The organism is Flavobacterium sp. (assembly GCF_047602195.1).
GTDB lineage: Bacteria > Bacteroidota > Bacteroidia > Flavobacteriales > Flavobacteriaceae > Flavobacterium.
The window spans coordinates 2,654,918-2,668,451 of sequence record NZ_JASGHW010000004.1 but is presented as its reverse complement, the minus strand read 5'-3'; the positions used below and the strand labels follow the sequence as shown (position 1 = coordinate 2,668,451).

Annotated in this window: 16 protein-coding genes; all 16 read right to left on the bottom strand. The window is 32.1% G+C overall.

Annotation, left to right across the window (positions count from 1 at the left end; genetic code table 11):
* Window positions 1-41 precede the first annotated feature (41 nt).
* Entirely contained in the window at window positions 42-1,172 is a 1,131-nt protein-coding gene (locus QM717_RS18155; protein ID WP_415039653.1) for a radical SAM protein, read from the bottom strand.
* A gap of 2 nt (window positions 1,173-1,174) precedes the next feature.
* Window positions 1,175-1,501, bottom strand: a complete 327-nt coding sequence (locus QM717_RS18150; protein ID WP_415039651.1) for a hypothetical protein — start codon at window positions 1,499-1,501, stop codon at window positions 1,175-1,177.
* Window positions 1,502-1,750: 249 nt separating this feature from the next.
* Window positions 1,751-2,848: an AbiH family protein gene (locus QM717_RS18145; RefSeq protein ID WP_415039649.1), complete on the bottom strand. Its 1,098-nt coding sequence runs from the start codon at window positions 2,846-2,848 to the stop codon at window positions 1,751-1,753.
* A gap of 158 nt (window positions 2,849-3,006) precedes the next feature.
* The gene (locus tag QM717_RS18140; protein WP_415039647.1) at window positions 3,007-3,480 is read right to left on the bottom strand and encodes a hypothetical protein; all 474 of its coding nucleotides are present in this window, start codon (window positions 3,478-3,480) and stop codon (window positions 3,007-3,009) included.
* A 162-nt stretch (window positions 3,481-3,642) separates the two neighbouring features.
* Complete coding sequence (locus QM717_RS18135; RefSeq protein WP_415039586.1) at window positions 3,643-4,110, bottom strand: hypothetical protein; 468 nt, start codon at window positions 4,108-4,110, stop codon at window positions 3,643-3,645.
* Between the two features lie 167 nt (window positions 4,111-4,277).
* Window positions 4,278-4,778, bottom strand: coding sequence for a hypothetical protein (locus QM717_RS18130; RefSeq protein ID WP_415039571.1), 501 nt, complete (start codon window positions 4,776-4,778; stop codon window positions 4,278-4,280).
* Window positions 4,779-4,973: 195 nt separating this feature from the next.
* Complete coding sequence (locus QM717_RS18125; RefSeq protein ID WP_415039645.1) at window positions 4,974-5,813, bottom strand: hypothetical protein; 840 nt, start codon at window positions 5,811-5,813, stop codon at window positions 4,974-4,976.
* A gap of 162 nt (window positions 5,814-5,975) precedes the next feature.
* Window positions 5,976-6,662 carry a hypothetical protein gene (locus QM717_RS18120; protein ID WP_415039643.1) on the bottom strand — a complete coding sequence of 229 codons (687 nt, stop codon included), beginning with the start codon at window positions 6,660-6,662 and terminating at the stop codon, window positions 5,976-5,978.
* A gap of 782 nt (window positions 6,663-7,444) precedes the next feature.
* Window positions 7,445-8,071, bottom strand: coding sequence for a DUF6602 domain-containing protein (locus QM717_RS18115; RefSeq protein ID WP_415039641.1), 627 nt, complete (start codon window positions 8,069-8,071; stop codon window positions 7,445-7,447).
* A 169-nt stretch (window positions 8,072-8,240) separates the two neighbouring features.
* Window positions 8,241-8,690, bottom strand: a complete 450-nt coding sequence (locus QM717_RS18110; protein WP_415039639.1) for a hypothetical protein — start codon at window positions 8,688-8,690, stop codon at window positions 8,241-8,243.
* Between the two features lie 634 nt (window positions 8,691-9,324).
* On the bottom strand, window positions 9,325-9,840 hold the full coding sequence (locus tag QM717_RS18105) for a hypothetical protein (protein WP_415039637.1): 516 nt from the start codon (window positions 9,838-9,840) through the stop codon (window positions 9,325-9,327).
* A 162-nt stretch (window positions 9,841-10,002) separates the two neighbouring features.
* Window positions 10,003-10,605: a hypothetical protein gene (locus tag QM717_RS18100; protein WP_415039635.1), complete on the bottom strand. Its 603-nt coding sequence runs from the start codon at window positions 10,603-10,605 to the stop codon at window positions 10,003-10,005.
* Between the two features lie 176 nt (window positions 10,606-10,781).
* Complete coding sequence (locus QM717_RS18095) at window positions 10,782-11,147, bottom strand: hypothetical protein (protein WP_415039634.1); 366 nt, start codon at window positions 11,145-11,147, stop codon at window positions 10,782-10,784.
* A complete protein-coding gene (locus QM717_RS18090; RefSeq protein WP_415039632.1) occupies window positions 11,128-11,652 on the bottom strand; it encodes a hypothetical protein in 525 nt (174 codons plus the stop codon). Before QM717_RS18090 ends, QM717_RS18095 begins: the two co-directional genes overlap by 20 nt.
* 164 nt (window positions 11,653-11,816) lie before the next feature.
* Entirely contained in the window at window positions 11,817-12,398 is a 582-nt protein-coding gene (locus tag QM717_RS18085) for a tetratricopeptide repeat protein (RefSeq protein ID WP_415039631.1), read from the bottom strand.
* A 162-nt stretch (window positions 12,399-12,560) separates the two neighbouring features.
* Window positions 12,561-13,475: a hypothetical protein gene (locus QM717_RS18080; protein ID WP_415039629.1), complete on the bottom strand. Its 915-nt coding sequence runs from the start codon at window positions 13,473-13,475 to the stop codon at window positions 12,561-12,563.
* Window positions 13,476-13,534: the final 59 nt, after the last annotated feature.

The window sequence follows — 13,534 nt, the reverse complement described above, 5'->3', positions numbered from 1 at the left end:
AAAATCTAGCGCTCGCTTAGTTGCGCTGTTGGCGGTAGTTTTTAAATACTTGATAGTTGTAGATTTCCAGTTTCAGTTTTGATAATTATTTCTGGAGAAATTCGCTCACCTATGTAACTAAATATTTTTTTTATGTCTTTACAATAAACGCTAACATTATTAAAAGAATTTTTTTCAGACCATCTATGTGGTAAATAACCACCTCCACAAGAGTTTATAAATTCACATTTTAAACATTCCAAAGCAAGATTTGTTGAGTTATTGTAAGTTTCTTGGAATGCATTATCATTTACAAAATCTTGTAGCTCAGAATTTAAAATAGATGTTTTACTTCTGCTTTTACATGGAATTATATTCATAACATCAAGTTGTTCCATTTGCCCGTCAGTATTAATGGAAATTGTGGTAATTGGGTCTAAGCCAAAACCTTCCGTAAGAGATGGAAATCCTAAAAGTCCAGAAATTATTGTATGAAAAATGCGAATATTAAAACTTTTATTTTTTCCATCTGCATACCACATGTCAAATAATTTGATGTAATAATCAGCAATTGAAACATAAACATCTTCATGAGTAATATCTGGAAATAATAAATCGAAATTTTCGATCTTTAGATCTTTGGTAAAGTGATGGACAACTCTTTTTGGATCAACTTTAGGATTACAAACACTTAAAATATTAAAAGGAATTTCATATTTATTTAACAAAGGAAATTTTTCTATAACTTTTGCATAAGTTCCATTTCCTCGAAAGTCTATTCTATTTTCATCATTTGTTTTTTGGTCACCATCCAAACTTATCGTGACATTAATATCAAAGTGTTTAATAATTGTACAGTAATCTTCATCAATTAAAATTCCATTTGTTGTAATTGACAGTCTTATTTCACATTCGCATCTATGTTGCAATGCAAATAGATCATTGCAAAGATTAAATAACCGTTGTTTACCAAATAATAAAGGTTCGCCTCCATGAAATATAATATTAAACACTTTTAGGTTATATTTTAAAATATGTAATTCTAATTTTTTTAAAAATGCCTCAATTACTAATGGCTCCATTAATTTAGGTTTTCGATATACTTCTTTATCACGAAACCAATAACAATAACTGCAATTGATGTTACATCGCGATGCAATTTTTAAAAGAACATATCTAAAAGGTTTTGTCAAGATTACATGTTTTTTTTATTTATAAATTTTTCTATTTTATTCTCGATTAGTTTATCAAGATCTGACGGTGTTTTTATTAAGTCTCCTTTGGTTTTAGTGGATGGCCACCATTTATCATGGGTTTGAATTGTTTTTGTGTACGGTCCATCAACATAATCTTTACTATGATTTTTACTATGTTCTTTTGGTTCATCGGATAATTGTCCTTTATTCTTCTCGTGCAACTTTATTATGTCATTTATAATTGAAGGATTTGCTTGAATATCGATAATATTACCGTGTTTTTTTTCAATTTCTGAAAGAAGATTTTTATTTAATTGTTTTGCCATGGTTGAGATTTTCTGATGCTTACTTTGTAATACGGTTTTCAGCTATTCCGTTCATGTTCAGGTAAATATATGAATTTAAAAAAGATAACGCAAAGGTTAGGCAAAATTACCGCCAACGTTTCGCGCAACTACGCGGGCGCGAAAAAGCGAACTGCGTTCTCTCTGACGAATATAATGTTTCTTCGTGAAAGTAGAACGTTGTAGCCTGGAAAATCCAGCGCTTGCTTAGTTGCGCTGTTGTGCGAAATATTATTGATTCAAATTTTCCGGTTGTGGCATACTTTGAGATAAAGCGAAAGGCACTAATTTTCTTCGTAACATTGTTTTATCACGAAAATGTCTTGAAATCTCATAGGTTTTTTCAGTAAAATCAGTTTCGTCTTCTGACTTCTGATGATAGAATATTTTTACAGACTTGCAATTTTTGTGTTCAAAAATTTGGCTTAACATTGTTCGATCTGATACCCCGCATGAATGTCCATAAATGTGTACTTGGAAATCGTTGGATTCAATGAATCTGGTTAACAAATAAAAATTTTTTGTACGTAAATATTCAAATGATTTAATGTGCTTAAACAATTCATTGTTTTTTTCATCCTCAAATTCCAAATATTTTTTATCCAATTCGTCACCAAATCCAAAAATTGGTTTTCCATTATTTTCGTGTAAATCACCGTGGATAAAGTTGTAATCAGTTTCGATTTTCTCGCGACATAGACTAACATAGCTTTCTATTGTATTGGTATAATTGAAATTTAAAAAATACAATTTCTCGGGAAGCAAATCATTTTCAATATCCATGGTTACAATTTCATGCGATTTAATTTCCTCACAAAAACAATCAAGTAGTGGCAGTTTATTTTTTACTCCGCCAAATTCTAATTGCTGCTTTTTTAAATATTCTACAAGTTTTGACTTCAGAAAGTCTAGCTGATCATTTACTTTTTTTATTGCTTCAACTTGGTCATCATCATTGTGTTCATGTTTTGTAGCTAATAAAATATTGAAATATTCAATCTCAATGTCAACCCACAATAGAGATGAACATTTGGAATAAATTCGCTCAAATAAGAGCGACACGAAATTTAATTGATAATTATTAGAGTTTATAATAGCTTCAATTGCTTCAAATATTTGTGATTTGTCTATGGGATTTCCCATTGGATTACGAAAAGCCCACCAATTGTATTCAAGGATATTAACTTCGATTAATGGGTCTTTGTAATTTTGTCTATTAAGTAGGCTATTGACAACATTGCACAAATAATCAGAAACGAAGTCATTGAAACTCGTTTTTATTCCGTGTGCAAGATCAAATCCATTTCCTATGATGATTAAACGATTCATGTTCTAAATATTTCGCACAACGTTAGGCCGCTTCACGACGTTGCCGAAAATGCGGACTGAGTTCTCTCTGCCAAGATAGAACTTTCTTCGTAAAAACCGAACGTTCAACTTACCGGAATCTCGGCAATGTCGATGAAACGGCGGTTACCTGCTGGCTGTTATAATTTAATCTTCAATTTATTAGACCAAACAATTATATATTTTTGAGAAATTTCTGTGTGATTAAAAAATATAATTTTTTTTATAGATTTCGGATCAACTATATGCATTCCAATTTTGAAATTTAAAATAGATTTTCCCTCGGGAAAGTTAACATCAAGTTTCACGCTGTTACTTTCTCCAGGTGGTAAAGTGACAATTGTCTCAACATCTTTGTCGCATGCTGGCAAGTCAATTAACATTCTATTCCTATCAACTTCATAAAAGTTACTCCAAGAGCAAGATCGACTCAAATAGCGAAGAGTGTCTTTTGATTTATTGATTAGAATCGCATCAATTCTAACAATTTTTTTGTGTTCCGTAAAGACTTTTGGATTCTCGATTACTAACTCATAATTTGATTCTTTCAAATCCTGAGATCTTATTTTACCAACAAGAAATATTATCAAAATAAGAAATAGATATTTTTTCATAAATCTGTTTTTTGCTGTTTCTTCGCAGCTTGCAGGTAACGTTAGGCCGCTTCACGACGTTGCCGAAAATGCGGGCTGAGTACTCTCTGCCAAGATAAAACTTTCTTCGTGAAAACGAGCGCCCAACTCACCGAAATCTCGGCAATGTCGATGAAACGGCGGTTATATGCCGTTTCTTCTTCTGGGATCATTTTTTTTAACTCCTCTTAATTTCTTTTTCAGTTCCTCTTTGGTTAAATATTTTGTGTATCCTGTTTCCAAATATTCTCTCCAATGTCTAAAATTTTCTAATGATAAAGCAAACCCCATTTGTGGGTTATCCCAATCATAAATTACTTCTGCAATTAATTCATGTTCCTTTGTATTTCCACCCCAAACGAAAAATTCAGAAAAAGATAGGGCAGAAGCTATAGTGTTAACATCTATGGCTGAGAAATTCCCATCAATAAAATCATCACAAATTTTAATCAAATGAGTTTTCGTTATTTCAAATTCTCCATCTTCAATTTGCTCAATATAAATAGAACTTACATCATAACTCGTTTGCTTTTGGCTGCCATCTAAATCTTTAAATAATTCTTCGGCAGTTATTAAATTTTCGAAGTATTCTTTGAGTTTTTGTTCTTTCATATTGCGGTTTTTGAAATGGCATATAACGTTAGGCGCATTTGCGCAGTCGCGGAAATGCGGACTGAGTTTTCTCTGCCAAGATAAAACTTTCTTCGTGAAAATGAAAGTTCAATTTACCGAGAACCAGCGCACTGAGTAAATGCGCGGTTGTAGGCAGTTGCGTTCATTTACATTAATCCCAATAATGAATTGCTATATGTAATAATAAAAAGCTTATCTCTATTCTTTACTTTTCTCCCATTTTTAATACTATCTGAAACTAATCCAGAAGATATTAAATATTCCCGCTTACGATTGACATAAATGTATTTATACTTTTGTGCAAAATTCCTTTTTACAATGATTTTTTTTCCAGTTGAATTGTCAGTTATTTTAGTGTCATATAAGTTATTTATTCGAATGTATTTTGCGTGACCATAATTCGGATTTGTATTTAAGATACTATCGTAAATTATCTCGCGATTATTTATAATTGTATATTTTTCTCCCGAGAATCCATTACCAAACTCCAGCACTGAATATTTCGATTCTTCAGCATTATAAAAATTCAGGAATTTCTTTTTGACATGATCGAAAGAATCACCTTCATAATCTTTAAATTCATTTCTATAGCTTTTGCAGTTACATAAGAAAGCTAAAAAGACAAAATATGACAAATACTTTTTCATATTACTTTTTTGAAGATTTCGTTTTTACACGGATTTTCAGCAATTGCCTACAACGTTTCGCGCAGTTACGCAGGAGCGTCAGCGCGAACTGAGTTCTCTCAGCCAAGATAAAACATTCTTCGTGAAAAACGAACGCTCAACTTACCGAAATCCAGCTCTTGCTTAACTGCGCTGTTGTGTGCCGTTCTTCATGTTTTAAAATGAAATATTACTTAAAATGAAATCATAATCTTTAATCGAGTTTGGATTTTCAATCTCAAATACAAGGCTCCGATTTGCTTCTATGTTTTGACGAAATCTCCTTGTAACAAGTTTACTCGAGCTAAATCGATAAATACCACCACCATCATAAACTATTTGATTATTGATAGATGTATGTATTCCAACAATCTGATCATTTGGATCTTCAATATATATGGCAAAATATTGATCGCTTTTCCAACTATAATTCTGATGATCTGATACAAGCAGATTTATACATTTTTTAAATAGCTTCTTGTTTAATTTATTATTTGATGTTATGGAGTCAATAACACGATTAAATTGTTTTTTGTTTTCAATTACTGAGATGAAATCGTCGACAGCTAAAACAATTACTTTGATGCCATAATTATTTTTTAAGACATTGAAATTGCAATTTCGTTTTGGATTTTCAACTATTTTAATTCCACCATTTTCAATAGTTGGAGTAAAGTATCTAACTTTACCACTAATATTTAATGGCTCTTTAATACGTTTTTTTGTGATGAACGTTACAGGAAAAGTATTTTTTAGAACCATATCGTCATAACCAAAATAGTCAAAATCATCTATTTTGTATTTAGTTCCAAACTTATCTTTTCCTTCCGCATAAATTAGTTTTATTTTTCTAACAGAATCAATGACAATTGAGTTCGTTTCACATTGAATGGACGAAATGATAGAATTCTTTATTTCGGTAGAATCGACATATATATTTCTAACTGAAACTTCAATGTTTTGGCCAATACATACACAGTGAATAAAGAAGATTGTAGAAAAGATCGCTAATTTCATAGATGTTCTTTTAGAATGGCACACAACGTTAGGCCGCTTCACGACGTTGCCGATCAGAGCGGACTGAGTTCTCTCTGCCAAGATAGAACTTTCTTCGTGAAAAACGAACGTTCAACTCACCGAAATCTCGGCAATGTCGATGAAACGGCGGTTAGCCGACGTTTAATTTTGAAATAAGTCTTTAAATCTAGTAAGCCTTTTAGAAACAAATAAAGTTTTGACACTCGCTCCAAGAACAGGCTTGGCTACATTATTTTTAATTTTATAAAATGGTTCAGGAACATAAGTCTTTCGCATATATTCATTATAACTTGTTACGTCAATTGCGCCCGTTTCTCCCAAATCTATTTTGAAAGTTTCTAATTTTGAATTTATTGCGAAGTCTTCTTCCATTCTAAAATCAAAATATCCAAATGTTTTTCCTTTCTTTTTAAATAATGGATCGTATTGATATTTTTGGTGAAAATAACCTTTCCCGTCTTTAGTTTTAGAAATATACAATATGACATTTTCGTAGTTATCAAAACCAGGTCTTCCATAGTGATCGTAAGCTATGAATTCGACCGTATCATTTTTTAGGTCGTTAAATATTTTCTCTATAACTACATATTTGCATTTGAATGCATTATCCATAGTTATAGACTTACGGACAAACTGTTCGCCAGTTATGGAATCTGTTTCAACAATTTCTTTTTTTCCTGCATTCGGATCAAATTCTTGAACTGATATTTTCTTTCCGATAAATGCAAACAAATTGACATTGCTATTTTCCTCATAGAAATTAGCTTTCTGCGCAAAACAAGATAACGATAGAAAAAATAATATTGAGAATGAAATTTTTTTGTTCATTGATTGGACAATTTACTTCCCATAAATGTTGGCTAACGTTTCGCGCAACTACGCGGGCGCAAAAAAGCGAACTGAGTTCTCTCTGACGAATTTAATGTTTCTTCGTGAGAAACAAACTTTCTTGCCTGAAAAATCCAGCGCTTGCTTAGTTGCGCTGTTATAAGCTGTGCCTTTTAATATATCTTTCAATGCTTTTATAAATCAAAATAGCTAATAACAGAATAATCGATAAATAAGCACAAAGTTTTAAGATAATTTGAAAAAGATAACTTGGTGTGGATTTATTCAGGGCATAATTTTCTGCCTTTGAATATACGGATGATTGATCAATAAGTATGTAAGCAACAATCAGTACATTTAAGACAGCAATTAAAAAATGTATTTTGAAAAATTTTGAAAAAGTATGTTTAGGGCTTACCCTGTCTAATACAATCTTTATTAATAAAGGTGAAAGAAATATAAAGCATTCGTACCATATAATTGAAAATTCTGTAACTCTTATTGTATAATCATGATTTGATAGATATGTTTGATTACTTAGAGCTATTAAAATTAATATTGAACAAATGCAAGTTGCTGAGTATTGTATTATATCGTTTTTCAAATTTTGCATAGAAAAATATGTTTGAAGCAGATTAGTTCTTTGGCATTGCTTATAACGTTAGGCCGCTTTGCGCAGTTGCTGATCAAAGCGAACCGAGTTCTCTCTGCCAAGATAAAGTTTTTTCGTGAGGAAAAACGTCCTGCAACCACAAAACCCAGCAATTGCTGCAAAACGGCGGTTATGCGAGGTTTCTTATTTCTTTAATTAACCTTTCATATTCGCCAAGATATTTTCTATTTCTATTAATTAATTTTGGGTTATTTATCCATGGAAAATTCCATTCATCATCTTCATCGTATACATTTCCCCAAAAACAAAATTTTTGATCTGAAGAAAATAAATTTTTGAGCGCATCCCAATTATGTTCAATTTTTTTCTTTCTCTCTTTAAATCTTAGGCAAATAAAGAAATACTTTAAATCTGGATATTCGGTTTTGAATTTTTTACAAGCAAAATCAATAGGTCCATTTTCAGCAATCATTGACGGAGTTGCATATTTTTTAAGTTCAATTACGCCCAAACAGTCAGAAGTTTTAACAACATTTACATTTGAATTTATTCCAATTAGAAAATCAATTTGTGGCGTATTTGATTTACATATAATTATGTCGTATTGTGATGAAGATTTTTTATCGTCATTGATTTGACCGCGATAAAAATTTAATTCAGGAATGTCTTTTCTCAATAGACTTATTAGTAAATCTTCATACAAGGTTCCATTACCTGATTTATGTCGAAGACCATTATGATAAACCCTTTCGCCAAATTCGACGATTTTAACTTGTGTCAAATCATAATCATTCATAATGTATTTCCAGTTTTGGGGTGAAATCTCGCATAACGTTTCGCGCAACTACGCAGGCGCGAAAGAGCGAACTGAGTTCTCTCTGACGAATATAATGTTTCTTCGTGAAAGTAGAACGTTGTAGCTTGGAAAATCCAGCGCTTGCTTAGTTGCGCTGTTAGCCGCAGAACTAATTTTTTTTATCCAAATCTAAATTATATAGTTTGGCAGCCTGCTCAATTTCTTCATCTATACTTGAATCAATTGAAAACTCATAGAGAGTCCATTTGTCATTAGGCTTATATAACTTAAAGATAAATCTCATTGGCTGCCTATCATATTTCACCAAATAGGAGTAAAGAATCAAGCTTTCGGAAAATTGTTTCTTTGCAATTAACTCATTGCCATAATATTTTCCAATATAGTCAATCGTATATTTGCCGACCTCGTTTTTTATTTGTTCAATTCCATCTTTGATTCTCGAAGTCCAAGGATTTGTAGCATACATTTCATCAATCGCTTTCGAAGGGTTTTTAGGATATTCTTTAAAAAAATTGTTGACTATATCTTCGGACTTAGTTTGTCCAATTGAAAAAGATGTTGAGAAAATTAAAATTAGAAGTAATACGGATTTTTTCATGTTTGTTTGATTTTCAGGTTTTGCGGCTAACGTTTCGCGCAACTACGCGGGCGCGAAAAAGCGAACTGAGTTCTCTCTGACGAATATAATGTTTCTTCGTGAAAATAGAACGTTATAGCCTTGAAAATCTAGCGGTCGCTTAGTTGCGCTGTTATATGGCGGCGCACCAAAATAAATCTACACGCAATGCAATTTTTTTAAACCTGGGAATTTTAATTTTTAGGAAAAATGCCCTTTAGTTGACAAATCTTGCTGGAAAAAATGACAGAGAAACTCGACAAAGGAATTGACAAAGAAACTCTACAAAAGTAATTCGACAAAGTTTTAGTTTTGAATTTCTGCAATCCAGAAGGAACGTTCTATTTTAGACTAACTTGCTCGTTGGCACTAAACACCCCGATTTGGATTCTACGCAAAGAAATTAAAAAATTGACAACAAGATTCAAACAATAACCGATGACAAATTTCAATTTTGACGACGAAGTTCAGCGCTGTCATATAACGTTTCGCGCAACTACGCAGGCGCGAAAAAGCGAACTGAGTTCTCTCTGACGAATATAATGTTTCTTCGTGAAAATAGAACGTTATAGCCTGGAAAATCCAGCGCTTGCTTAGTTGCGCTGTTACCTGAAGCCTATAGTTTATTTTCTTTTAAAATAAGTTTTATTTCATTTACAATCCGTATTTCAAACTCCTTGATTTTTTCTTTGTTTTCTAAAAGAATATAATCTCTATTAATATCTTTCCAATTCCCAATATCCAAACCTTTATTGATACTGACAATTGCCAAAGTTGTAGAATTTTCACCTCCGCGGAGATAAGCGTTTACAATCTCATTTTTTTCTTTGTAGTAAAAATAAATATGATACCAATGGTCATGACGGTCATTTTTACCATCATTCAATTCTTCAATGCGCTGATTATTGATTGTAATATTAGGAACTTTATACTCTGGATGGATTTCTTTAAATTTTTTAACAGCTTTTATTGCCTTGTCATTTGAAAAGTTTAATTCAAATTGTTCGGCAAACGGATAACTTCCTGCGGATGGTAATATTTGATTTAATTTATAGGCTATATTTTCCCAGTAAGAACATATTAATATTAATGAAGCTAAAACTATCAAAAATACTGTGATTCGTTTTTTCATTGGGATCTCGTTTAGGGTTTCAGGTAACGTTTCGCGCAACTACGCGGGCGCGACAAAGCGAACTGCGTTCTCTCTGACGAATATAATGTTTCTTCGTGAAAATACAACGTTATAGCCTTGAAAATCCAGCGCTCGCTTAGTTGCGCTGTTGGCAGAAGTGCGCTATTTGTTTCTTATTATTTTTTCCAGTTTTTCTAATTCACTATGCAAACCAAATCCCTCAGTGTTGATTTTAGTTCCTCGAAATTGTGAAACTCCACAACCAAAACACACTTTGGAAATCCCTACTATTGAATCATTCTTTTTAAATATAAATATATCTCTGTAATACGGAATACAACCAGAGAAAACATTTTGTATTGAATCTTGCTCACTGAAAATATTTTCAACTTGAGTTTTGCGTTTTTGATTTAGCTCAGTTTTTATGAATTTAAATTTTTTAAGATTAGATTCTAGGTCATTGTCAGGTATTTTTTCTGGATAACTTGACATCAGTAAAGAAGCTAAAATTTTTTGATTATCGGATTTATTTTCAATTGCTAAAATATCATTGGCATCTTCTTCGGAAATATCCAAATAGTAATGGTCAATTTTATCGCTTTCGAAAAATTTTCGATGCAAACTATTTTTTACGAATATGGCTTCTTCGATAGGCGGGTTGTCTTCTACAGAATATGACTCATTAGGCTCATCTTGCGCCGTTGTTTCTTTTCTTGATTGCTGGCAACTGAAAATCACGAGAAGAAGCAGAAAGTATTTTTTCATAGTTTCTAATTAACGATAATGTTCACGGCATTTCTGCCAACGTTATCTCGCTAAGCGCGGTTGCGGATCAAAGCGGACTGAGTTCTCTCTGCCAAGATAAAATTTTCTTCGTGAACGAACAACTTCCGGCTACCAAAATCCCCGCAATCGCGACTTAGCGAGGGTTATGTGCTGGCTTACAACTCCTTTTTCTCGTAATCGTTTTTCAAATATTTCTTTTTAAGCTTATTATTGTAAATTTCGAGCTGCTTTATTAGTTCGAAAAACTCTAAAATTTCCAAGCTATATTCTTTCAAATTTCGATGTTGCTTATAAGGAATTACAATAATAAAGACTGAAAACTTTGAGTTTTGAATTTTATTGAGTTGATGAAGCAATTCACTTTCTAAAAATGGCATGTAGGTAAATATCTTGTCTACAAAAAACTTAATTTTAGTTACTCCGTTAGATACTATCATATTCCCGACACTCGCTTGATATTCTTTCGGTATCAAATCTATTTTAACTTCTGCACAAAACAATTTAAAATCTTCTTTGCTCATTCCTTCGAAAACTAAATTGCGCATCTTTTCCCGCTCCCGCCCGTAGCCATTTTTTGACATTCTCTCCATTGTGTATTACTGAATCGATTAAAGCGCATATCACCGCATAAGCTTCTTTTTTCTTTAGCTTATCCGTTGTTTTAGTTACTACATTGTAAAAAATATAACTGCCGATAAAAGCGAAGCAAAGTTTTGAAATTAGATCCTCGAGATTTTTTTCATGAGTAGTAATAAATAAATCATCAATAAGAAATTTCAAAATAATTATTGACAAAGAACAAACTATAAAAAAGAAATTTAAAGTTTGATTATAGTTGAACCTCGATTTTGTTTTTCTATGATAGATACTTACAGAAGGAGTATGAGGAATTGATGGAATATGTGCATTTGGCATCAACTCTACAAAATCGTCTTCAGTTGTTTGCTTTGCACCTTTTCCATAAGTTCCGCCAGGTGCTTTAAATAAATAATTAACTTCTCTTTTTTGATTTTGCTTGTGTATCATGACGATGTTCCTATAAGCTTGCACATAACGTTTCGCGCAACTACGCAGGCGCGAAAAAGCGGACTGAGTTCTCTCTGACGAATATAATGTTTCTTCGTGAAAGTAAAACGTTGTAGCTTGGAAAATCTAGCGCTTGCTTAGTTGCGCTGTTGGTGGCAGTATCGTTACTTTTTCTTTTTGTTCAATTCAGAATCGCATATTTGATATAGAGATTTTCTGTAATTATCTCGATCAATAATTGCATTTAAACAAGCGCTGTATTTATAAGTTTTACTTTCATCTAAATATTTTACAGCAAGTTTAAAATTCTTGTCTTTCATTGCATTTTCAGCTAACCGAATGGCGACATCATATTTCAAATATGTATTATAATTTTCTCCAACAATATCGGCAGCTCCAACACTATTGTAAAATTTTAGATAGTTATTTATTGCTTCAGTTTCATTTCCTAAACTTTCATTTGCTGTTGCTTTTCTATAAATTGAAATGTTTACATATTTTGAAGTTGGAAAACTGTCAATGATTTTCTGGTAATTTTTTAAAGCCAAAATTAAAATTTGAGTTTTAATTTTTTTCGCTTGATTAGATTTTATAGAATCATTGCTTTCTATATCAGAGGAAATATCAGTTTCATATATAACAGTTCGAAGATTATCCGCTCGATCAAATAATTCTCTATCAACCGTAGTTTGTCCAAAACTATACAAAGACAAAAAACAAAATATCAAAATTGATGTTGCTTTCATACGATTTAGTTTTAGATATTGCCACCAACGTTTCTCGCATTTACGCAGGAGCGGAAATGGGAGCAGAGTTCTCTCTGCTAAGATAGAATTTTCTTGGTTCTGATAAACGTCCAATCACCTAAAAACCAGCTCTTGCTTAAATGCGGTGTTAGCGGACGTGCTCTAGTTAAATTTTTTTTCAATGATTTTATTACTCAGCGATTCAGTGCTTATTTCATGATATTCTTCATTGATAACTAAGTTTACAATTATGTTTTTTATGAGGGATAGAGCATCAAATAAATTATCAGCATTTACCTCATTAAATCCAGAATGCACGACTTTCGATCTCAATGCATAAAGTTCTTTGATTTTTTTATATGTTTTTAGACGAATTTCTTTTTTTTCAGAAAAAATGAATGCACCCCATTCGCTAATTTGATTAGCTATTGATGATGATACTAACGCATTAGATTGATGTTGCAATAATACTTCAAATGCAATCATCATTTGAATAAAAGATTTGGTGTAATCTCTTTCCCAAAGTGCTTTGCCAATCCATTCTATTGCGACTACAATTTTTTTATTTAGTGGAGATAAATTTTGTTGTCCTATTAATGCCCATAGCTTATCGTAGCCATAAGGTTTATAATTTATTACTTCGCTATTTACTTTATAGTTTTGGTGAAAAGTATGTGTCTTATTACCAAATCCCAACCCATTTTCGTCCAGAGTTACAATTGTTGTAGTTTGGAATCGTCTAATGTCTTTAGTTCCTACACTATAAAAGAAATTTATGTCAGCGATTATGAAATGCATTAAGTGCTCAAACCTTTCGCATAAAACTCTTGATTGCTCAATCGCGGTTTCATAGTTTTCTGATTGCACTTTGAAGTTTAATACAATTGAATCGGGATTTACTCTGTTTAGAGCGCTAGAAAGCATTTCCTTTTGTGTGTCCGTAGCTTCCTTTAAAATAAACTCATTCCAATCTTTAAAATGCAAAAGAGTAAAGTGTGGCAGGAATATTCTATTCTCTGACATTTCTAGTCCTTCCAAAAAATGAAATGTTTGAAATTCTCTAGTTTCTTTTTTCATGGTTTAACCGAGTTTCAACAAGCATGTCCGCTAACGTTTCGCCTGTAACCGTAGTCGCG